A 21,869-nucleotide genomic window follows, 5' to 3' on the forward strand; every position below is an offset into this window, starting at 1 on the left:
GGTGTGGCATTGCTTACGCTTTTGCTAGCCGGTTGCGCGTTTTTGCCGGGCGGCGGGCCGGCGGCCCTGGACACATTCGAACTGTCGGCACCGCCGCTCGATGCGCGCGGCCACAGCCGCCGCCAGATTCTCATCGCCCAGCCTTCCGCGCTCAAGGCGCTGGACAGCCAGAACATCGTCATCAAGCCGACCGTGCGTTCGATCCAGTACCTCAAGGGCGCGCAATGGGCCGATCGGCTGCCGCTGATCGTGCAGGCGCGGCTGGCCGAGACATTCCAGCGCTCGGGCAGCTTCGCCGGTGTCGGCAAGCCGGGCGAGGGGCTGGCGATCGACTACCAGGTGATCGTCGAGGTCCGTTCCTTCGAAGTCCGGGTCGACGGCGGCGAACATGCCGAGGTCGACCTGTTCGTGCGGATACTGAACGACCGCAATGGCGAGGTGCGCGCCTCAAAGAGCTTTACCGCGACCGCGCCCGTCTCCGGCAGCGGTAATCAGGCCTATGTCGGCGCGCTCGACAAGGCGTTCGGCCAAGCGGCGAAGGACATCGTCCGCTGGACCGATTCGGTGATCTGACACAGCCAGGGACGCCGGGCGCAGCTACTTGGCGGCGGCATGATGGTCAACAGGTTCCTTTGATTGCGACCACCGTGCGAAAACTCGGTAGTCGACGACAGTCGGTTTCGGGTGGTTTCCCGACATCCATGTGGCCGCTAAGATAGAGCAATGCGTGAACCGGATTTCCAATTGGACGGGTGGTGCCTGGATGATGGCGAGGAATATCGTCAGGCGTCGCCGGACACATTCTGGATACCCGATTCGCATGAACGAGAAGGATTGCAACCGGGAGATCACGCGAAACTGATCTTTCGAATTTCGGTCGATGATGAGAATGAACCCGTCGCCGTAGAGCGCATGTGGGTGCTGGTGCGCGAGCGGATCGACGGAGCCTACTTGGGGGTCCTCAATAACGATCCGTATGCAGTTGCTCAGAATGATGAGCTTTGGAGTGGGATTGAGTTACCGTTTTCCGCCCGTCATGTGATCGATATTCGCGAACGTGGCGAGGAAACCATTGCCTTGGCCGCACAAACACCGAAGAAGCGTTGGCCTCAAACGTGATCGCGGTCTCATGTCTGCAACGGGTCCGATAGCAGTCGCCAACATGAAGGTCTGCGGCCCCGGTTCCAAAAAATCCTAACTTGTTGTCGGATCGGTCAAGCCGCGTTCGTCCTTGGCATGGATCGACACTCCAACCATAGGGATAGATGATATGCCCAGTACCGTACGCCTGCACCGCGTTCTGGCAACCAGCCCAGAAAAAGTCTATCGCGCATTCCTTGAGGCGGACGCGCTCGCGAAATGGCTACCGCCCAACGGCTTTACCTGCACGGTCTATCATCTGGAACCCAAAGTCGGCGGCACATTCAAAATGTCGTTTCGCAACTTCACAACGGACAAAAGCCACGCGTTTGGCGGTGAATATGTCGAGCTCGTTCCTGGCGAACGCCTGCGCTATACGGACAAGTTCGACGATCCTAACTTGCCCGGTGAGATGCAGGTGACAGTGATCTTGAAGAAAGTATCGGTCGGCACGGAGCTGGATATCACGCAGGCAGGTGTTCCGGACGTCATTCCAGCTGAGGCTTGTTATCTCGGTTGGCAGGAGTCGCTGCGAAACCTGGCAAGGCTCGTCGAGCCGGAGATCAATCAATAGAGCATCATCCCGAGGACGTCGGCACTGCATAAAAAAGGCGGGAACATCTCCCGCCTTTCTTGTTTCGTTTATCGCCTGATCAATGCAGGCGGCCGCTTGCATGCGCCAGCATCGTGTAAACCTTGCCGGTGTCCGACGTCAGGTAGGTCTGCGCCATCATGTTGTCGCGGTCGTTGCGCGACACGTCCTTGAGCAGCTTTTCGAAATCATCGCAGTAACGGTCGACGGCGGCACGGAACTCCGCCTCCATCTGATATTTGCGGCGGATCTCATCGAAAGTCTGCTGGCCCTTCAGCGTGTAGAGACGCCGCGTGAACACGTCACGCTCGCCGCGCCGGTAGCGGTTCCACAACTCGATCGAGGCATCGTGATCGATGGCGCGGGCGATGTCGACGGAAAGCGAGTTGAGTGACTCCACGACATGAAGCGGCGAGCGCTGGGCAGGGGCCGAGCGTGGCGCTTCCGACGGCGCGGGCTTGGCGGCCTCTTCGCGCGACGCCCCAGTTAAGAGATCGCGCACCCAGCCGCCTTGCGGCGTACGGCCATTGGGGTCGCGCTGGCGCTGCGCCGTCTCAGCCGGGCGTTCCAGGTCGAGCGTGCCGCGCAGTGCGGTGTCACCCGATGGCGCCTGCGGGGCACGAGGTTCCGGTTGCGGGGCCGGAGGACGGCGCTGCGGCTCAGCGGCGCGTGCGATAGGCGCTTGCGGCGCCGGGCGCAGGTTGCGCGGCTCCGAGGTGTCGGTGCTGCGGCCCGATTTCGCAACGATATCCGAGAGTTCCTTCAGCGCGTTGATCTGCTCGGAAACGGCGCGGCGGATGGCCGTGGTCGATTCCTTTGCCTCTTCCGGCATCTCGATGACGCCCTTCTTAAGCTCGGCGCGGGTGAGGTCGAGCTCGCTCTTGATCGAGCCGGCGGTGCGCCGCATCTCCTCGGTCGCGTCGGCGAAGCGCTTCGTTGCCGAATCGACGACGTCGGAAATGGCGGTACGGATCTTGTCCGCCGACTCCAGCGTCTTGCCTTCGGCGTTCTGCAACGTCTGGCCGACCAGCGTCTCGAACGAGCGCATGACCTTTTCGAGATCCTCCGACTTCTTGACCAGGCCGACGGCGAGGTCCTCCAGCGACGACTGTCTCTCGAGCGTGTGTTCGAGGTTGCTCTGCGCCGAACTCAACAGGTCCGAAGCACTGGACAGCAGACGGCTGTGCTCGTCGAACTTGGTGGCGATCGAGGCGACCTCGCGCAAGGTGGAAGACGACAATTCGGTAAGCCGCGTCGTGTTCGAATCGACCAGGCGCGCCGAGCTGGCGAAGGTTTGCGCGGCTTTTTCCGTTGTTGCCGCAAAGCTTTGCGTGCTGCCGGTCAGGCGTTCGTCGACCTGGCCGAGATTGGCCGCCGCCTGCTCGATCAACTGACCGAGCTGCGAGCTCGAGGTGCTCATGCGGCCGATGAGATCGGCGACACTGTCGGCGAGCGTCGAGCGTGCGCCTTCGACGGCCGACAATGTTTCGGCGGTGCGGCTGGCGAGCGCGTCGACCAAGGCGGCGTTTTCGCTGCGCAACTTCTCGGTCGCGCGCTCGGTAACCTCTTCCATGCTCTTTTGCAGCTCCGAGCCGCCCTGGGCGAAACGCTCGACCAGCGGCCGTGCCGTTTCGTCGAGGATTTTCGAGATCTCGGCCGAACGTGCCGCAAGCATGGTGTTGAGCTCGCGGGTGTTGGTGCCGATGGTCTTTGCGGCGTCGTTGGTGCTCTGGCCGATATGCTGGCCGACCGCGGTGAAGGTTTCGGCAATCGCGTTGGCGCGAGAAATGAGTTGCGCCTCGGCAGTCGAAACCTGCTCGTTGAGCTTCTGGCCTATCGTCTCGGTGGTGTAGACGAGACGGTTTTCGACGCCGGCAACCTGCTCCTCGACACGAGCCGCCGCCGCTGCTGCGCTGGATGCCAGACGCTCGTCGGCGCCGGCCAGCGCCTGCTCGATTTCGCGGGCGTGGACGGCAAGTTCCTGACCGGTCAGCCTCGCACGTTCGGCAACCCGCTGCTCGGTGCTGGCAAATGCCCCGACGATGTTCTCGGTATGCTCTCCGATCGTCGACGAGCTGTCGGCGATGCGGGACACCAAACGGTGATCCGCCTCGTCGAAGATACGGCCGATCTCGGATGCGCGGGCCGACAGCGCTTCCGAACCTTCGGCAATGCGCGATATCAGCTGCTGGTCGGCGGCATCGAAAATGCGGCCAAGGTCGGATGCCCGCGCCGCGAGCGCTTCGGCCGATTCGCCGATGCGCACGCCGAGCCGTTCGTCGGCGCCTTCGAAATTGCGCAAGATGTCGCCGGCGCGCGCGGCCAACGACTGCGCCGTTTCGACCGCGCGGGCAACCAGCTTCTGGTCCGCCGCATCGAATGTGCCGGCGATCTCGCTGGCACGGGCTGCGAGCTGGTCGGCCGTTTCCTGGGCGCGCGCCAGCAAGGAGTTCGACGTATCGTCGACACGAGCCATGATGGTGCTCGATGTGTCCTCGGCGCGGGCAATGAGCGCGCTCGACGTATCCTCGGCACGTGCGGCGAGGCGGCGATCCGCCTCCTCGAAGGTGCGGGCGATATCCTCCGCCCTGGCGAGCAAGGCGGCCGAGGTCTGCTCGGCACGTTCGGCGATCTTGCGATCGGCGTCGCTGAACGCAGCACCCGCCTGCTCATGCAGCGCGCTGGTGACTTCCATGACCTTTTCACGCAGCGCTCCCGCAACGAAGACGGCGCTCTTTTCGAGCACGCTGCGGACGTTGTCGACACCGGTCGACAGCGCGCGCTCCATGGTTCCGGCGCGCTCCTCGATGATGCCGGTCTGCCGGCTGAACGCCTGCTCGATTTTTTCGACGTCGGCGGCGATTGCCGCGGAAATATCGGTGCTCCTGGCGGCGATCTGGTCGATATGGCCGGACAGCGAACGGTCGACATCCTTGCGGGTGTCGGCGAGCTTGGAGAGATCGTCCTCCAGCGCACGGGTCAGCGCGTCGCGGCCTTCGGCCAGCTTTCCGACATGGCCGGCGATGATGTCGTCTACGTCGCTGCGGCTCGCTGCAATTTTCTGCAGGTCTGCTTCCAGCGCACGTCTGAGGATGTCGCGGCCTTCGGCCAGTTTCTCGACCTGGCCGGCAACCAGCCCGTCGATGCTCGACCGGCTTTCCGCCAGCTTGGCGAGATCGTCTTCGAGCGCCTTGGAAAGGATCGAGCGGTCCTCGATCAGCTTCTCGGCATGGCTGTTTACAAGACCGTTGACGCTGCCGAGATCGGCCTCCAGGGCCCGCGTAAACTGTGCACGATTGTCGGTCAGTTGCTGGGACTGATCGGCGACGACACCCTTGATCGTATTGAGGTCTGCTTCCAGCGCACGTCTAAGGATGTCGCGGCCCTCGGATAGCTTCTCGACCTGGCCGGCAACCAACCCGTCGATGCTCGACCGGCTTTCCGCTAGCTTCGCGAGATCGTCTTCGAGCGCCTTGGACAGGGTCGAGCGGTTTTCCGCCAGCTTTTCGGACTGACTTGATATGACGTCCTTGATCGTGTTGAGATCGGCTTCCAGCGCACGTCTGAGGATGTCGCGACCTTCGGCTAGCTTCTCGACCTGGCCGGCAACCAGCCCGTCGATGCTCGACCGGCTTTCCGCCAGCTTGGCGAGATCGTCTTCGAGCGCCTTGGACAGGGTCGAGCGGTCTTCCGCCAGCTTTTCGGACTGACCTGATATGACGTCCTTGATCGTGTTGAGATCGGCTTCCAGCGCGCGCTTGAGTATGTCGCGGCCTTCGGCCAACTTCTCGACCTGGCCGGTAACCAGACCATCGATGCTCGACCGGCTTTCGGCCAGTTTCGCGAGGTCGTCTTCGAGCGCCTTCGACAGGGTCGAACGGTCCTCTGCGAGCCTGTTCATGTGATCGGAGATAAGGCCATTCACGCTCTGCAGGTCGATTTCCAACGCCCTTGAGAGCTGACCACGGTCTTCCGCCAGCTTTTCCGACTGGCTCGATATGACGTCTTTGATCGTGTTGAGATCGGATTCAAGCGCGCGCTTGAGGATGTCGCGGCCTTCGGCCAGCTTCTCGACCTGGCCGGCGACCAGCCCGTCGATGCTCGACCGGCTGTCCGCCAATTTGGCGAGGTCAGCCTCGAGCGTCTGCGAAAGCAGGCTGCGATCGTCGGCGAGCCTGCCCGAATGTTGCTCGATCAGGCCCCTGATGCCGGACAGGTCGTTTTCAAGCGAACGCGAAAGCTCGGTGCGGTCTTCCGCCAGTTTGGCGGAATGGTTCTCGATGAGACCCTTGATGCCGACGATGTCGCTTTCCAGCGCCTTGGCGAGGATGGCGCGACCTTCGGCGATCTTCTCGACCTGACCGGCGACCAGGCCGTCGATGCTGGCGCGGCTGTCGGCCAGCTTGCCGAGATCGGCCTCGAGAGCGCGTGAAAGAATGCTGCGGCCTTCGGCCAGCTTGCCAACATGGCCGGCAACCATTTCATCAATGATCGTGCGGGCTTGCACAAGTTTTCCGGAGTCTTCGTTCAAGGCCTGTGAAAGCCTGTTACGGCCCTCTTCGAGGCTTTCGAGATGGCTGCCGAGCGAAGCATCGATGGTGGCCCGCGACTCGTTGACCTTGCGCAGATCCTCTTCGAGCGCGCGCGAGATCAGGCTGCGACCTTCGGCAAGCTTCTGCACCTGATCGGTGACAGCCGCGTCGATGCCGGCGCGGCTTTCGGCGAATTTCGCCAGATCGGCCTGCATTGCCGCCGCCATGCGTTCGCGGCTTTCGGAAAGCTTGCGGCTGTGGTTCTCGACGGCTTCCTCGATGCCGACGCGGGCATCGGCAAGCCGCTGGATATCGGCATCGAAGGAGCGTGACACCACATGACGAGCCGCTTCCATGCGCCCGGCGAAATCGCCGGCGCGTGCTTCAAGCATGGACGAGGTCGACGAAACGATATCGGCCATGTCGGCGCCGATCTGGGTCTTGCCCTGATCGATCATCGCCGACAGCGTCTCCTTGCTTTCCTGGAAGGTGTGGGCGATTTCGCGCGCGCGCTCGACCAGGGTCTCGTTGATCTGGCGTGCACGGGCCTCGAGCGCGGCGTTGAGCTTCTGGGTGCCGGTGTCCAGCGCTTCGGCGCGGGTCTGGAACTCACTAATCAGCGTCTGGCCGCGTTCGGCCAGCGTCCGCTCAATGCCGTTAAGGCTGGCTTCAAATTCGGAGTTGAGCGTGCGCGCGGCGCCGCCGAGCAGCGACACCATGCCGGAGGTCCGATCGTCGAGCAGATCGGTCAGCGACCGGGTGAGGCCGTCGGTCGTGTCCGTCAGCTTGGCGATGCGTGTATCGAGAAGGCTGGCGAAGGCTTCGCCGGAGGTCGACAGCCGGTCCGTGATCGATTCGAGCCGGCCTTCCACCGAATCGAAGATCGACATCGAGCTCTGGTTGATCCTGTCGATCAGCGTGTCGCCGGAATTGGTGATGGTCATCGACAGGTTGGTCGAGGCGTTGAGAATGCTGTCGCGAATGATGTCGCTGGCAGCCCCGATTTCGTCCTTCAGCGTCTCATGCGCGCCGGTGATCGAGGCGCGCACGCGTTCGGCGTGGGTGACCACCGCTTCGCGCTCGCTGCCCAGCCCGTCGACAAGCGAACGGATGCGGGATTCATTCTCCGAGTAGGAGCGTTCGATCTGGTTGACTTCGCTGTGGACCAGGGTTTCGAGTTCGACGGCTCGCGCAAGCGTGCGCTCGATGCCTTCACCCATGGCCGCCACCTCGCGGCGAACGGCCTGCCCGATCATCATGACACGATCCTGGGCGATATTTTCCGGCTCGGTCAGGCGGAAGGCCACTTCCGTCATCGACTGAGCGGCAATGCGCATTTCCTGGGCGCGGCGAATCATGGCTGCAAACGCCCAGAACAGGAGGACGGGTAGGATCGCAGCGACCGCCAGGCCGATCAGTTCAGGACGGGCGAAAAACTGGTCGGGCGTGCGGATTTGCCAGATGCCCGGTCCAAACAGCAGATTGGCCAGCGCACCGGCGCCCGCGATCCAGGCGAGCGAAACGAGCGCAACGACCCAGTAGATCGTGTTCGAGGCACGCCGATTGAGGGTGTGCAGCAGCGTTTTGTAATCTTTTTGAAGAGGGTCATTGGCTGGTGTGAAACCGGCCGGCTGCTGGCTATTGCGCGTTTCCACAGGGCGCAGTTCAGCCAGCTTGGCCTTTGCCGCGGGCTTTGCTTTCTGGTCTTGGGCTTTCTGGTCCTGGTTGGCGGCAGGCTCCGCCTTCTGGCTCTGGTTGGCGAAAGGCTCGGCATTCTGGCCTTGGTTGGCGACAGGCTCGGCATTCTGGTTACGGCCTTCGCGTGCCAACTCGTCGGCAGCCTGCGATATCTGCGCTTCCAGGTCTTCCATCGACGCCGCGATGTCGAGGTCGCCGCCGGCATCCCCGCTCAGGTCGATATCAAGCGCTTTTTCGAGTTCCCTGGCTACGTCGCTATCGAGCGTTCTTGTCGTCGTTGTTTTCTTCGCCATGCCTTCGCTACCCTGTACAAGCTGCCGCGGGACTTATTGATTCTGCTTGTCGTGTCCCACGCAAGAGGCTGAAAATGGACCTGTCGTATCGTAATGACACACCGGGGTAAAGAAAACATGCATTCGGCGCGATACGTAAAACTTTAAATATAAGGTTAACAGAACTGTGATTTCGGCGCCGTTATCGCAACATTTTTCCGGGCCAATCATTAACCCGCCGTCCACAGGATGCGCCTATTTTTTTTTCGGCAGTCGAACAATGGAGTTGCAGATTCATGCGTGGCGAAAACGGCATTGCCTTCTCGATGCCCGGCGGCGACGTATCGGGAACGGCCGGGTCGCGGCCGGTGGACCTGGCGCATCTCGCGCGCCAGACGATGGGCGACCGCAGCCTCGAGCAGGAGGTGCTGGCGCTGTTCGTGCAGCAGGCGCTGTCCGTTCGCGACAAGATCGTCGACGCCGATGTGAGGCAACGACTGCTTCTGGCGCACGGGCTGAAGGGCTCGGCGCGCGGCATCGGCGCCTTCGCCATTGCCGATTGCGCCAGCGCGATCGAACTTCAGCCTGAAGATACCAATACCCTCAAGCGGCTTGGCTCCCTGATCGAAGAAGTCCGCGATTTCGTCGCCGCCATCAGCCGTTAAACCCATTTCCGAAAAAAACGGCATAGAGCGCCGCTTTTGCGCGGCAGTTGACTTGTCTGCCGGAGTGATTATCTCGGCTGAGACTCCCTTCAGGTGACAAATGACCAAGCTGACCTTCATCGCCCATGACGGCACACATTTTGACGTGGATGCCGAAAACGGCTCGACCGTCATGGAAAACGCGATCCGCAGCGCCGTGCCGGGGATAGAGGCCGAATGTGGTGGCGCCTGCGCCTGCGCGACCTGCCATGTCTATGTCGACGAGGCATGGACGGCGGAGGTCGGCGAGCCGGAAGCCATGGAAGAGGACATGCTGGACTTCGCCTACGACGTCCAGCCGAACTCGCGGCTCTCCTGTCAGATCAAGGTGCGCGACGCACTCGACGGCCTGGTTGTGCGCGTGCCCGCCCGCCAAGGCTGAGGCGTGAAGGCTGAAGCCGGGTTTATAGCCGATTTTTCCGGCCCCGGCTTGGCAGCGGGCCAATGGTCATGCAGTGTCGCGCCGTTCTCTACAGCGCCGTGCGTCCGCTTGGACGCGCAAAGGGCGCTGTAGCACTGTGATTGGCGCATGATCCCCAGCGAAAATCGATTCCGGTTTTCGAGGCCCTGCGCATCGAAGGCGCATTCATGACCGATATCACCAGGACGGACGTATTGATTGTCGGGGCGGGGCCTGTCGGCTTGTTCGCCGTGTTCGAGCTCGGCCTCTTCGATATGAAATGCCATCTGATCGACATACTCGACCGGCCCGGCGGGCAATGCGCCGAACTCTATCCGGAAAAGCCGATCTACGACATTCCCGGCTGGCCATCGATCTCGGCGCAGGGCTTGGTCGACAAGCTGCTTGAGCAGATCGCGCCGTTCAAGCCCGACTACACCTTTAACCGCATGGTCTCAAGCCTCGAAAAGCTCGAGGACGGCAGCTTTCGCGTCGTCACCGACGAGAACGAGGTGTTTGACGCCAAGGTTGTGGTTATCGCCGCCGGCGGCGGCTCCTTCCAGCCGAAGCGGCCGCCGATTCCGGGCATTGAGCTTTATGAAGGCAAGAGCGTCTTCTACTCGGTTCGCCGGATGGAGGAATTCCGCGGCCACGACCTCGTCATCGTCGGTGGCGGCGATTCGGCGCTCGACTGGACGCTGAACCTGCAGCCGGTGGCCAAGAGCGTGACGCTGGTCCACCGGCGGCCGGAATTCCGCGCGGCGCCCGACAGCGTCAACAAGATGTATGCCATGCAAGAAATGAAGGAACTGGATTTCCAGGTCGGGCAGGTGACGGGACTGACCGGCACGGACGGCCAGCTTTCCTCCGCGACCATCAAGGGACCGGACGGTGAAACCGAGGTGCCGTGCACGCGGATGCTGCCGTTTTTCGGCCTGACCATGAAGCTCGGACCGATCGCCGAGTGGGGCCTCAATCTCCATGAGAACATGATCCCGGTCGACACCGAGAAATTCCAGACGTCGGTACCGGGCATCTTTGCCGTCGGCGACATCAACTGGTATCCCGGCAAGCTGAAGCTGATCCTATCGGGCTTCCATGAGGTCGCCCTGATGGCGCAGGCAGCCAAGCGCATCGTCAGCCCCGGCGAGCGCATCGTATTCCAGTATACGACCTCGTCGACCAGCCTGCAGAAGAAGCTCGGCGTCGCCGGCTAGTGGTGAAAGCCTGACGCTTGGTACCCGACGCGTAGGGCAGCAATGGGTCGTGAGCTGTCGGAGCCGACATCACCCTGCGGCCAACAATGTCAGCGCTAGATCTTTTCGATGAGGGTGACGACTGGCAGGCTCTCGAAATGCTTGTCACAAGTCAGGAGCGTCGCGTCATGCGCCCGAGCGGTTGCGAAAATGATCGCATCTGCGGTCGCCAATTTGTGCTTCCGGCAGGCTTCGGCGGCCGCTAGGGCGATTTCCGTGTCAAGCGGGGCCACCGTGCAGACCTGCGTAAAGGCGATGGTCTGATCGGCTTTGTCTTCGCCTACTTCGCGAGTGAGCCATTTTGCGAGTTCCAACTGCACCATGGTCGGAACGAGCCAGTCGGCTTGCTCGGGCAGATGCTCGGCCACCTGCTCTCCCGTTGGAGAGCCTATCAGCCATTCGATCCAAGCCGAGGTATCGACGAGCACCATCACAAACGGTCCGACCGGTCGCGATATTCCGTCGCCGAAGCGCCCTTCGCCAGCCCCTTCAGCGCTTCCCGCTTCGGCACAGGGACGAGTAGCACGCCCGTTCCCTTCGGGATGAAGGCAAAGGTCAAACCCGCTTCCCAATGCTGGGCGGTCCGGATCGCCTTGGGGATCGATATCTGGAACTTCGAGGACAGGGTTGCAGTCTCCGGCATTATCATACCCTTACTTAATCGATGCGCCAAACGTAAGACGCAATGAGGGCCAGTGCAAGGAGCTTACGGCAGCCGTCTGGCCTCGGTACATTATTGAGACATCACGGATATACGGTAGCCCGGCTTGGGGATGTCAAATGCAGACGTGGGGCACGCAGGAGAAAAGTGAGACGGCGCCGCTATCGGCGCCGTGGCCGCTTCGCTGACAGATCTGTCAATCGATCCACTCCGTCCGTCCGCCGGCGGCACCGTTTCCAGAGGAAGAGCCGAGGTCGTCCGTCTAAGCGCCGGTGACGGCGATAGGCCGGAAATCGGACCCTCTGAATTTGGGCTGTGGACCTCGTTAGGGCAACGGGGCTTCGAATCCCGCCAGGCGGGATCGCCGGCCGGCATGCGTTTCGTATAACAGCGGCGTGGCAATAGCAGGCGATGCCTGATGTGTCGAGGCGAAGGCCCTGCCAGTGCCTAAATCGTTATCATCTGGCCCAAACTAACCCGGCAGCCGGCCGTTCTCGATGCGCTCCATGCGATAGCGCAGCAGCCGCAGGATGCGGCTTTCGAAATTGATGGTTTCGACGCGATCGAATTGCACCTGGGCCCGGTCGTGCTTGGCAAGAATAGCGGCAGCGATTTCCGCGGCCTTGGTCTTGGCCTCCTGGCAATTCTTCCGCGGGTAGGTCGCCTTCAGCGCATCCTCGAGTTCGCGGGCATGGTTCTTGGCGATTTCGACATGGCGGTCCTCATGGCGCTTGATGTCGGCCGACAACGTGTCCCAGAAAAGCCTTACGCCCGCATCGGCCTTGCCCGAGCGGCGCCATTCGGGAAGGATGACCTTGACCTTGACAGTGACGTTGGCGTCGGCAATCCGGCAGGAATTCGATTTTTCCGCGTAGCTTACGCGGGTGGTGAACGCCATCTGTGTGGCGCCTGGATGCCGCATCCCCGTGCTTTTCACCTGGGGCCCGAGTTTCGTAAGCTGGGTTCCGATATCATCGAGCGTTCTGCCGCCGATGCTGAAGTAGCTATATGTCTTTACCAAGCTCGCTGTGCCCGCCGGCAAGGCGGAAAAAGCGAGCATCAGGGCGCAAAGCAGGGATCGTTTCATCATGTTGCCTCTTTGCCCACCTTGCGTTACGGCCGTTGCCGGCGCAACGGAATTGATCTTTGGCGGATCATACATGGTTGATGGACAATGACGACAGGGCGATGGCAGCTGGCGCATGGGCGCCATCTCGACCTTGGCAGCAAGGCCGTGGTCGTCGGTATCCTCAATGTCACGCCGGACAGTTTTTCCGACGGCGGGCTGTTCGTTGCGCCCGAACAGGCGATGGCCCAGGCGCGCCGGATGGTGGAGGAGGGGGCCTCCGTCATTGATGTCGGCGGGGAATCGACACGCCCCGGCGCATCTGCGGTAACCATCGAAGAAGAGCAGGCCCGCGTGCTGCCCGTCATCGAGGCGCTGGCCAGGCTTGGCGAGACGCTGATTTCGGTCGACACCTATCGCGCGGACACCGCCCGGCTTGCCGTCGCCGCCGGCGCGCATATCGTCAACGATGTCTGGGGCCTGCAGCGCGAGCCCGGCATCGCGCGCATCGCGGCAGAGACCGGCGCCGGGCTTATCATCATGCACACCGGGCGTGACCGGCAAAAACTGCCCGACGTGATCGAGGATCAGCTTTTCTTCCTCAGGAAATCGTTGGAAATCGCCCGGCGAAGCGGCGTTGCCGACGACCAAATCGTGCTCGATCCGGGATTTGGCTTCGCCAAGGAAACAGCGGAGGAAAATCTCGACCTGATGGCACGGTTTTCCGAACTCGATGCCTTGGGCTTTCCGCTGATGGCGGGCACATCGCGAAAGCGCTTCGTCGGCGCTGTCACCGGCCGCGACGCCTCGGCCAGGGGTGCCGGAACAGCGGCGACGAGCGTCATCCTGAGACTCAAGGGCGCGCAGCTTTTTCGCGTCCACGATGTCGCAATCAATGTGGATGCGCTGGCGCTTGCGGATGCTATGCTGGCGCGTGAAACCACCGCATAGGCTCGAAAATCGGAATCGATTTTCGAGCCTGTGCGTAGATTTAAAGCGTTAGAGCGTCGTTTTGTGCATCCAAGTGGACGCGCCTCGCTCTAATCGAGCGGGACGCTGAGCGATGTATGTCATCCGCATGAAGAACTGCGCCTTTTTCGCCCGGCACGGCGTGCTGGATGAGGAGGAGACACTCGGCCAGCGCTTCTATGTCGACGCTGCGCTCACCGTCGAACCCGGCCGCGCGCTGGTCGATGATTCCATCGAGGATACCGTCCACTATGGTATCGCCTTCGGGGTGATCGAAAGGATCATAACCGGGGAGAGGCGTTTTCTGATAGAAGCGCTGGCGTTGGAGGTGGCCCGGGCGCTGACGGCCCGGTTTCCCCAGATCAAAAAGGCCGAGATCACTGTGCGCAAGCCGAACGCGCCGGTGCCCGGCGTGCTCGATCATGTCGAGGTGACCGTTGTCTGGCCCGAATAACACTGTCTATCTCAGCCTTGGCGGCAATCTTGGCGACCCGGCAAGGTCGATGGGCGCGGCGCTGCGCATGCTGGATGCCGACAAGAATACGCGCGTCGCGGTCGTTTCCTCGCTTTACCGCACGCCACCCTGGGGCAAGCTCGACCAGCCGGATTTTCTCAATGCGGCTGCCGAAATTTCGACTGCGCTCGCACCAAATGCATTGCTCGATCTCTGTCTCGACGTCGAGCGCAGACTGAAGCGGGTGCGCGAGGAGCGCTGGGGGCCACGCCTGATCGACATCGACATTCTGGTGTTCGGCGATCGGATCATCCACGAAACCGGGCTGGAAGTGCCGCATCCGCGCATGCTGGAGCGCGCCTTCGTTCTGGCACCGCTGGCCGAGATCGCGCCTGGCCTCACCGTCGGCGGCAGAAGCGTACAGGAGCGGCTTGCCGCTCTCGACAGCGCCGGCATCGAGCAATTGCCGTCTGGTCGGGATTGGTGGCGGGCCTAAGCATCGGACGCAAGACCGGTAGCCACTTTTGGGTCCGACGCACTGAGTTCAGCCGGAAAATCCGCCCCCGTCGAGGAAGACCTGTTCTTCCGGCGTCGTCTCGCGGCCAAGCATCCTGTTTCGATGCGGAAAGCGGCCGAAGCGCTGAATGATCTCCAGGTGCTCGACCGCATATTTCAGGTTGGATTGGGCTTTGGCGGTAAAGAGGTTCATCGATTTGAGCTGGTCGGCGAGATGCTCCGAATGCTCATACGGCAAATAGAGGAAGGCGCGCAGGTCTTCGTCGAGCGCCAGATCCTGGCCGGCGGCGATTGCCTTTTCGGCGAAATGCCTTGCCAGCGGGTCGGTGGCATACATATGGCCAGTGCCACGAAAGCAGTTTCGCGGAAACTGGTCGAGCAGGATCATCAGCGCCAGTGAGCCTTCGGCATGCTCCGACCAGTCGTCACATTCGCGCCGGGCGGCAGCGTAATGCAGATCGAGAAACCTGTTGCGGAACTCTTCGTCGAAGGCGTCATGCTTCTCGAACCATGCATCCTTCCCGGCGTCACGCCAGAATTTGGTGACGGAAAGCGCGCGCTCGTCCAGTTCGGTCATCTGTTTGCTCCACAAGTTCAGTCCGCAGGCTCGGATTTATGCAGAACGCCGGCGGTCTCTTCATTGAGCGCCTGACCGGCGTGGCGCGGCTGGCTGAGCGGTGTCGGAATGGGCGTGCCGATATTGCCCTTGAGGAAGCGCGCTCCGGCGCGAACGCCCTCGGCGAGTTGCAACTCGAAACGCGCGGCATCGCGGTGGCGGACATCCTCGATCACCTCGGCGACTTCCGTCGGGTCGACGCCCAGCGCTTCCAGTGTGGAGCCGCCGAAGACAAGCGCTGATTCGAAGGTTTCGCGAATTTGGAAATCGACGCCGGCACGTATCAACTGCAGTGCGGTTCCGCGGTCGAAGGCGCGTGCCAGCACGGTCAGCAGGGGAAACTCTGCCTTGATGAGCTCTGCGATGCGGACGGCGACGTCGGGCTTGTCGACGCAGATCAACACGGCGCGCGCGCGGCCGGCGCCTGCGGCGCGCAGAATGTCGAGCCGCGTGCCGTCGCCATAATAGACCTTGAAACCGAAATCGGCCGCCGCCTGGATCATTTCGACCTCATTGTCGATGATCGACACATCGATCCCGCGCAACAGCAGCGGTTGGCTGGCGATCTGGCCGAAGCGGCCGAAGCCGATGATCAGCACGCTGCCGGTAAGGCCATCGGCGATATCGACGCCTTCGAGCGACTGCTCGTCGCGCGGCGTCAAGTACCGCAACGCCAAGGTGGCCAGCGGTGTCAGCACCATGGAGATGATGACGATCGCCGTCAGGGTCGCATTGGCCTGGCTGTCGATGATGCCGACGGTCGCGGCGGCGGAATAGAGAACGAAGGCGAATTCGCCGCCTTGCGCCATGAAGACGGCCCGCTCGATCGCTTCCCGGTGACCAGCCTTGAGGATGCGGGCGACGAGATAGATGCCTATCGCCTTTATCACCATGTAGGCGACGACGTAGACGGCGACGAGCCGCCAGTTCTCGACGACCACTTGCAGGTTGAGCGACATGCCGACCGCAAGGAAGAACAGCCCGAGCAGCACGCCGCGGAACGGTTCGATGTCGGCCTCGAGCTGATGGCGGAAGGTGGATTCCGACAAAAGCACGCCGGCCAGGAAAGCCCCCATCGCCATCGATAGGCCGCTGAGCTGCATGGCAAGCGCCGACCCCAGAACAACCAGAAGGGCGGCTGCGGTCATCACCTCGCGGGCGCGGGCATCCGCCAGGACGCGGAAGAACGGATTGAGGAGGAAACGCCCGGCCAGCACCAGCCCGAGGATGGCGGCAAGGCCGATGCCCACCTCCGTCAGCCGCTGCGTCAGGCTCATATCGGCGCCGCCCGGTGCCAGGAAGGCGATCAGGGCCAGCAGCGGCACGATCGCCAGGTCCTCGAGTAGCAGGATAGAGACGATGCGCTGGCCTTTGGGCACGGCGATCTCACCACGTTCTTCCAGGAGCTGCATGACGATCGCCGTCGAGGTCAGCACGAAGCCGGCGCCGGCGACGAAGGATTGCGCGATCGGAAAACCTCCCGCCAGTCCGACGCCGGTCAGCAACAGCGCGCAGACGCCGACCTGCAGCGCGCCGAGACCAAATATCTCCCGGCGCAGGCCCCACAGCCGCGACGGCTGCATCTCCAGCCCGATGATGAACAGGAACATGACGACGCCGAGCTCGGCGACGTGAAGAATGGCTTCCGATTCGGAAAAGATGCCGATGCCGAACGGGCCGATGACCACGCCGGCCGCCAGATAGCCAAGGATGGAACCAAGCCCCATGCGCTTGAAGATCGGCACGGCGACAACACCTGCGGCGAGCAGCGCCACCACGTGGATCAGATCGCTGCCCGCTGCTTCTGCCGCCATGCCTGCCGTTCCGTTCTTTTTAAGGACCGCTGCACGCGCTGCGGCATCGAGCGGCCAAGATAGGGGCTTCGGCGGAAATCGAACAGTCCGAATCCGGAAACCGGTGCGGCAGTGTTGCAGGCGCGCTCCACAAGTTTATGCGCCGGCCGCGTTGCTTGTTTCGGCAATCGGGCGCTAAGGACGCCCGGCTTCGGCCAGTGGAGGGCGAGCGACGATCAAGTCGCGGCCCTTTTTGAGGGAGACTGACATGAAGACGTTTTTGCTTGTTGCCGTCGGCATCGCGGCACTTGCCGGCTCGGCCTGTTCGAAGGCACCTGAATGCACGACCGAAATGCTGACTAAGAAGGCTCAGGACATGACTGCTGCCCTTCAGGAGGCAATTACCAAGGATCCGGCCAAGGCAGCCGATCTCACCGCCAAGGTCCAGGCGATCACGACCAAGTTTCAAGGCACTACGACGGCCGACGAGGCCTGCAAGGCCTACGATGAGCTGACCACTGCCATCAAGAGCTGAGCATCGGTTTGAGTTTTGCAAAAAGCGGTGGCCGTGGCTGCCGCTTTTTTGCAGCCAGAGTAGGGCATCGCACGGCCTGCCGGCGCAAATAATCGCTCAGTTCGGCGCGATGGAGCCGACTTCGAGTGTATCGACGCGCTTCAGCTTCATGCCGATGACCGGCACCAATTGCTGGTCGACGCGCACCGCAACCGTCACCGTCATCGAATTGTCGTTGGGAACAAGAGCTTGCATGACGCCGCGCAACTGGTTGCGGTTGATGGTGAAGACGACCTTGTTGGCGTTGACCACGTTGCCGCCGACGATGTCGAGGCCGGAACCGGCGGCACCGCCCATGAAGCTGCCCTTATAGCCTTCGCGGCCCTTGTGCTGGATTGTCGCCGACATCTGCTGGGTGAACATGCCGACCCGGCAACCGCCGTCGAGCGACATGCCGATCTTGCCGTCAGGTGTCGAGCCGGTGAAGCTGCAGGTGAATTTCGTCCCCTTGTACTTGCCGGCGACGATTTCTCCCGGGCCGACCCATTTGCCTTCCACCGATTTAAAGAACTGCTTGTCCGGTTCTGCTGCAAAAGCCTTTTCGACCAGGCCGGCAGTTGTTGAAACCACGACTGCCAGGGGCAGGACGCTAGACAAGATCACGCTTTTCATCGACGACACCCGGCAACAAAGAGACTGGTTTGGAACCCGTCCGACCATGGACAAGATTGGTTAATGCTTCGTCACCGCTAGCGCGTGACCCGAAAATCAGAATCGATTTGCGTTGAGGATCATCCGCAGAATCAAAGCGCTACAACGTCCTTTGCGCGTCCAAAAGGACGCAGCGCTGTAGGCAATTGTCACGTATCGGAAGCGGACGTTTCCTTCTGCTTTTTTGTCGCAAACGATGTCAGGGCGGACAGGAAATCACCCATGCCGGGCCGTCTCGTGGCGCTGAAGGGCAGGGGCCTCGCGGTTTCCATCGCCGCAATGCCGATGCGTGCGGTCATCATGCCGTTGACGACGCCTTCGCCAAGTTTTGCCGAGAGCCGGGCAGCGAGGCCATGGCCGACGATCTGCTGCACGAAACTGTCGCCAACGGCGATCGAGCCGGTCACCGCCAGATGGGCGAGAACGCTGCGCGCCAGCCGGAAGAACCCCAGCGTGCCCGGCCGGCCGCCATAAAGTTCCGACAGGCGGCGAATCAGCCGGCCTGCTTCGAACACGACATAGGCGACGTCGACCAGGGCGCGAGGGCTGACCGCCGTCACCAGCGACACACGCTTTGCCGCTTCGAGGATCATAACCTTGGCGCGCGCATCGAGCGGGCCGAGGATCTCGGTCTCGGCCAGGCGCACCAGATTGCCACCGTCGATGATCTCGTCGCGCAGCTCAGCCAGCGCGCGTCTGCCTGCCGCGGTTTCGGGCTTGGCCGCGACAAAGGCCGAGAGTTCGTCGACCACTGCACGAGCGGCTTTCGGGTCGTCGCGGGCGATGGCATCGAGTGCCCGCTTCTGAAGTTTTTCAACCTCGGCGAGGCGGGCGATCGCCAGGAATTCGCGGACAAGGATGACCAGAAGCGCCAGCACCGCGATCACGGCCATCCCGGCGGCCAGCCAGCCCAGCCATTCGGCGCGCGCGAACAGATCGCGAATCAGCTGGTCGGTCCAAAGTCCGACAGCCAGCGAAACCAGAACGCCCAATGCGCCGAAGAACAGGCTGCCGAACAACGAACGCTTCCGCGTCGCGATCGCTGGCGGCGGTTCGGCGACGACGATGTCGGGCTCGTCGAAGACGTCGATCTCGGCCGGCACGACGACCGCGCCATCCGTCTTCACCGCGCGTGGCTTTCGCGCTGACGGGGCGTCGGTCTGGCGCAAGGATGCCTGTTCCTCCCTCGGCGCGGCTTCCGGCTCGATGCGAAATGCCGCCGGCTTGCGGGGCGCGGTCATGCCAGATGATCTCCGATCAAGAACTGCAGGGCGCGGTCGAGCCTGATATGCGGCAGCGACAGCGTGACGCCTTCAGCGGTGCGTTCGAGCTTTGGCGGGCGAAAGCGCACAAAGCGGATCGCCGGGTCGTCGTTGCCCTGCCGATGGTCTGGTCCAGAGACATCGAACACTGCATCAATTTTTTCCGGTAAGTCGCCGGGAAATATGGCTGTTTCGGTCCTTCCATCAAATGCTTCGCCGTTGATCCTTTCACCCTTCAACGGTATGCCAATGATGACCGGCAGTGTTTCACGGCCTTGCTTGACCGTGCCCTCCCGGGTCGCGCGCACGGCCGCCAGGGCGACCACGTCGACATCGGCGCCGGTGAAATTTGCCCGCGCCACGGCACGGTCGGCAAGCCGCCGCACGATCGCCTGCAGCCGGTCGTGGCTTTCGTGATGCAGATGGTCCGCCTTCGTCGCCGCCACCAATATGCGGTCGATGCGCCTTGAAAAAAAGTCTGTCAGGAAATTGCCGCGGCCGGGGCGGAAACAGGCGAGGATTTCGGTCACCGCGCGTTCGAGATCGGCCATCGCGCCGGGGCCTGCGTTCAAGGCCTGCAAGGCGTCGATCAGCACGATCTGGCGGTCAAGGCGCGTGATGTGCTCCCGAAAGAACGGCTTTACGACATGCGTCTTGTAGGCCTCGTAGCGGCGCTCCATCATCGCCTGCAGCGACCCCGAACGCGCTCGCCGCTCGCTCAGGTCCGGCAAGGGCGCGAAGGTCAGCGCCGGTGAGCCCTCAAGATCGCCGGGCATTAGGAAACGGCCGGGTGGCAAGGTCGAAAGCGCCCGCTCGTCGAGCTTGCATGCCTTGAGATAGGCGGCGAAGCTCTCGGCGAGGCGGCGCGCCGTCATTTCGTCGGCGTCCGCCTTCGGGTCGACTGCGGCGGAGAGCGCGCGCCATTCCTGCGAAAGGTCGACGCGCACCGGCAGCACGGCCATCTCGAAGGCTTCGCGTGAGAAATCGCCGTAGGATTTGCCGAGCAGCGGCAGGTCAAGCAGCCATTCTCCGGGATAGTCGACGATATCGACCGACAATCTGCCTGATGAAAACATGCGGCTCCAGCCGGAGGCCGATTCATATTCGATGGTGAGCCTCAGTTCGGAAATGGCACGTGTGGAATCCGGCCAGAGGCGGTCGTTGACGAGGGCCGCGATGTGATCCTCGTACTGGAATCGCGGTACCGCATCATCCGGTTGCTCTTCGAGGAAGGCACGGGCGATGCGTCCCGATTTCTGCGCGGCGAATAGCGGCAAGCGCCCGCCATGGAGCAAATTGTGGACAAACGCCGAGATGAACACCGTCTTGCCGGCGCGAGAAAGGCCTGTCACCCCCAGCCGCAGCGACGGCGAAAAAAGCCCGGTAGCGCGCCCCGACAGCGTATCCAGGGCAATCTTCGCCTCGTCGGTGAAAGTGGTCAGCGATGATGCCAAATCGGTTCTCTCGGGGCTTCGGTACGCTCCGATATAGACGCTGCCACCTGGATTTGAAACGGCGTCAGAGATCAACCGGCGTCAAGAAGGCTTCGAGATAGCCGGTGCCTTGCGCGGCGTCGGCAAGACTGCCTGGAAAACGGACGACCGCAAGGCCAGCGGTCGGGAAGCCGTGGTTCAGCATTCCCCTCGCAGCCTCTTCGCCGTCGCCCGAAAGCGCGATAGTGAGATCTTCCGTCATCGGGTTGTGGCCGATGACGAGCAGCGAGCCTGGCCCGCCATTGCCGCGGATGAGGTTGAGATAGAAGGCGGCATCCTCGCTATAGAGCGTGTCCAGGAACAGGACCCGGCCGGTATCGGTGTGACCGGCAAGGCCTTCCAGCGTTTGCAGCGCTCGCTTTGCTTTGGAGCAAAGGGTGAGGTCCGGAATGTAGTTGCGGGCCCGCATGACCGCACCCATCGTTTCGGCGTCGGCGAGGCCGGATGCGTCGAGCGGACGATCGAAATCGCGCATGCCCGGCAGGGCCCATCCAGCCTTCGCATGCCTCAACAGATAAAGCTTGCTCACCGGCCCCTCGCTTGTGCCTAACACCGAAACTCGTCAAAAGGCGCTGCAGGATTAGCCATGAGAAAGCCCTCTTGCACAATGGCTGATACCCTTCAAACCCAACGAATCATAAACGAATTCGGCCGCGCCCTTCATGCGAATGATGCGGCCAGTGCCGTTTTGCCCGACATTAACAATTGCGTGAAACTGTCGTCGATTACGCTTGTGCAGCATTCGCTCCGCGAATATATAGGCGCCAAAATTGGGGCAGTTTGGGTGAGTCGAATGAACGACATCGTTACCGCCGATTACGTACCCTCCGAAGACGAGCCGTTCATGAACGAGCGGCAGAAATCCTACTTTCGCCTGAAGCTCGTCACCTGGAAGAATGACATATTGCGCGAAGCGCGCGAAACCCTCGAAATCCTGCAGCAGGAAAACGCCAACCACCCCGATCTCGCCGATCGCGCCTCTTCGGAAACCGACCGCGCCATCGAACTTCGCGCTCGCGATCGCCAGCGAAAACTCATTTCAAAGATCGATTCCGCGCTCCAGCGCATTGATGAAGGCACTTACGGCTATTGTGAGGAAACCGGCGAGCCCATCGCGCTGAAGCGGCTCGATGCGCGTCCGATCGCGACCTTGTCGATCGAGGCGCAGGAGCGCCACGAGCGCCGCGAGAAGGTCTACCGCGACGACTGAAGCACAGGCG

General features: G+C 62.1%; 21 protein-coding genes. 11 read left to right on the forward strand and 10 right to left on the reverse strand.

Going from position 1 to position 21,869, the window contains the following annotated elements:
• Positions 1–3 precede the first annotated feature (3 nt).
• From EN885_RS19500 to EN885_RS19510, 3 genes are all read left to right on the forward strand, one after another.
• Positions 4–573: an ABC-type transport auxiliary lipoprotein family protein gene (locus EN885_RS19500; protein ID WP_128335209.1), complete on the forward strand. Its 570-nt coding sequence runs from the start codon at positions 4–6 to the stop codon at positions 571–573.
• 150 nt (positions 574–723) lie between these two features.
• Entirely contained in the window at positions 724–1,119 is a 396-nt protein-coding gene (locus EN885_RS19505) for a DUF2314 domain-containing protein (RefSeq protein ID WP_126106419.1), read from the forward strand.
• Between the two features lie 151 nt (positions 1,120–1,270).
• A complete protein-coding gene (locus EN885_RS19510) occupies positions 1,271–1,714 on the forward strand; it encodes an SRPBCC family protein (RefSeq protein ID WP_029352946.1) in 444 nt (147 codons plus the stop codon).
• 79 nt (positions 1,715–1,793) lie between these two features.
• Here the strand turns inward: EN885_RS19510 and EN885_RS19515 are convergent, their stop codons facing one another.
• Positions 1,794–8,255 (reverse strand): kinesin, encoded by a 6,462-nt coding sequence (locus EN885_RS19515; RefSeq protein ID WP_128335206.1) that lies wholly within the window; start codon positions 8,253–8,255, stop codon positions 1,794–1,796.
• Between the two features lie 275 nt (positions 8,256–8,530).
• Here EN885_RS19515 and EN885_RS19520 point away from each other — a divergent pair, with 275 nt between their 5' ends.
• From EN885_RS19520 to EN885_RS19530, 3 genes are all read left to right on the forward strand, one after another.
• Positions 8,531–8,899: an Hpt domain-containing protein gene (locus EN885_RS19520; RefSeq protein WP_095485577.1), complete on the forward strand. Its 369-nt coding sequence runs from the start codon at positions 8,531–8,533 to the stop codon at positions 8,897–8,899.
• A 100-nt stretch (positions 8,900–8,999) separates the two neighbouring features.
• Positions 9,000–9,320: a 2Fe-2S iron-sulfur cluster-binding protein gene (locus EN885_RS19525; protein ID WP_128242532.1), complete on the forward strand. Its 321-nt coding sequence runs from the start codon at positions 9,000–9,002 to the stop codon at positions 9,318–9,320.
• A 206-nt stretch (positions 9,321–9,526) separates the two neighbouring features.
• Complete coding sequence (locus EN885_RS19530) at positions 9,527–10,555, forward strand: NAD(P)/FAD-dependent oxidoreductase (RefSeq protein ID WP_128242533.1); 1,029 nt, start codon at positions 9,527–9,529, stop codon at positions 10,553–10,555.
• Positions 10,556–10,650: 95 nt separating this feature from the next.
• Here the strand turns inward: EN885_RS19530 and EN885_RS19535 are convergent, their stop codons facing one another.
• From EN885_RS19535 to EN885_RS19545, 3 genes are all read right to left on the reverse strand, one after another.
• Positions 10,651–11,025: a type II toxin-antitoxin system VapC family toxin gene (locus EN885_RS19535; RefSeq protein WP_095485336.1), complete on the reverse strand. Its 375-nt coding sequence runs from the start codon at positions 11,023–11,025 to the stop codon at positions 10,651–10,653.
• Positions 11,025–11,243, reverse strand: coding sequence for an AbrB/MazE/SpoVT family DNA-binding domain-containing protein (locus tag EN885_RS19540; RefSeq protein ID WP_280953365.1), 219 nt, complete (start codon positions 11,241–11,243; stop codon positions 11,025–11,027). Before EN885_RS19540 ends, EN885_RS19535 begins: the two co-directional genes overlap by 1 nt.
• A gap of 484 nt (positions 11,244–11,727) precedes the next feature.
• Positions 11,728–12,345 carry a DUF922 domain-containing protein gene (locus EN885_RS19545; RefSeq protein ID WP_164759056.1) on the reverse strand — a complete coding sequence of 206 codons (618 nt, stop codon included), beginning with the start codon at positions 12,343–12,345 and terminating at the stop codon, positions 11,728–11,730.
• 84 nt (positions 12,346–12,429) lie between these two features.
• Between EN885_RS19545 and folP the strand changes: the two genes are divergently transcribed.
• From folP to folK, 3 genes are all read left to right on the forward strand, one after another.
• Positions 12,430–13,272, forward strand: a complete 843-nt coding sequence (gene folP / locus EN885_RS19550; protein WP_127291589.1) for a dihydropteroate synthase — start codon at positions 12,430–12,432, stop codon at positions 13,270–13,272.
• 112 nt (positions 13,273–13,384) lie between these two features.
• The gene (gene folB / locus EN885_RS19555) at positions 13,385–13,744 is read left to right on the forward strand and encodes a dihydroneopterin aldolase (protein ID WP_095485333.1); all 360 of its coding nucleotides are present in this window, start codon (positions 13,385–13,387) and stop codon (positions 13,742–13,744) included.
• Positions 13,728–14,240 carry a 2-amino-4-hydroxy-6-hydroxymethyldihydropteridine diphosphokinase gene (gene folK / locus EN885_RS19560; protein ID WP_128242534.1) on the forward strand — a complete coding sequence of 171 codons (513 nt, stop codon included), beginning with the start codon at positions 13,728–13,730 and terminating at the stop codon, positions 14,238–14,240. The genes folB and folK overlap by 17 nt, the downstream gene beginning before the upstream one ends.
• Before the next feature lie 48 nt (positions 14,241–14,288).
• Here the strand turns inward: folK and EN885_RS19565 are convergent, their stop codons facing one another.
• Positions 14,289–14,837 (reverse strand): DUF924 family protein, encoded by a 549-nt coding sequence (locus EN885_RS19565; protein ID WP_128242535.1) that lies wholly within the window; start codon positions 14,835–14,837, stop codon positions 14,289–14,291.
• A 17-nt stretch (positions 14,838–14,854) separates the two neighbouring features.
• Complete coding sequence (locus tag EN885_RS19570) at positions 14,855–16,690, reverse strand: monovalent cation:proton antiporter-2 (CPA2) family protein (protein ID WP_126106427.1); 1,836 nt, start codon at positions 16,688–16,690, stop codon at positions 14,855–14,857.
• 247 nt (positions 16,691–16,937) lie between these two features.
• On the opposite strand from EN885_RS19570, the gene EN885_RS19575 reads away from it, so the two are divergent.
• On the forward strand, positions 16,938–17,204 hold the full coding sequence (locus tag EN885_RS19575; protein ID WP_095485329.1) for a hypothetical protein: 267 nt from the start codon (positions 16,938–16,940) through the stop codon (positions 17,202–17,204).
• Positions 17,205–17,300: 96 nt separating this feature from the next.
• On the opposite strand, the gene EN885_RS19580 is transcribed toward EN885_RS19575, so the two are convergent.
• From EN885_RS19580 to EN885_RS19595, 4 genes are all read right to left on the reverse strand, one after another.
• On the reverse strand, positions 17,301–17,855 hold the full coding sequence (locus EN885_RS19580) for a hypothetical protein (RefSeq protein WP_128242536.1): 555 nt from the start codon (positions 17,853–17,855) through the stop codon (positions 17,301–17,303).
• Between the two features lie 188 nt (positions 17,856–18,043).
• Complete coding sequence (locus EN885_RS19585) at positions 18,044–19,135, reverse strand: YcjF family protein (RefSeq protein ID WP_128242537.1); 1,092 nt, start codon at positions 19,133–19,135, stop codon at positions 18,044–18,046.
• Complete coding sequence (locus EN885_RS19590) at positions 19,132–20,610, reverse strand: YcjX family protein (protein WP_128242538.1); 1,479 nt, start codon at positions 20,608–20,610, stop codon at positions 19,132–19,134. The genes EN885_RS19585 and EN885_RS19590 overlap by 4 nt, the downstream gene beginning before the upstream one ends.
• Positions 20,611–20,674: 64 nt before the next feature.
• Positions 20,675–21,178: a histidine phosphatase family protein gene (locus tag EN885_RS19595; RefSeq protein WP_128242539.1), complete on the reverse strand. Its 504-nt coding sequence runs from the start codon at positions 21,176–21,178 to the stop codon at positions 20,675–20,677.
• 264 nt (positions 21,179–21,442) lie between these two features.
• Here EN885_RS19595 and dksA point away from each other — a divergent pair, with 264 nt between their 5' ends.
• Entirely contained in the window at positions 21,443–21,859 is a 417-nt protein-coding gene (gene dksA, locus EN885_RS19600; protein ID WP_006202025.1) for an RNA polymerase-binding protein DksA, read from the forward strand.
• The last annotated feature ends 10 nt before the right edge of the window (positions 21,860–21,869 follow it).

The sequence above is a fragment of the Mesorhizobium sp. M6A.T.Cr.TU.014.01.1.1 genome, from assembly GCF_004022765.1.
Taxonomy (GTDB): domain Bacteria; phylum Pseudomonadota; class Alphaproteobacteria; order Rhizobiales; family Rhizobiaceae; genus Mesorhizobium; species Mesorhizobium mediterraneum.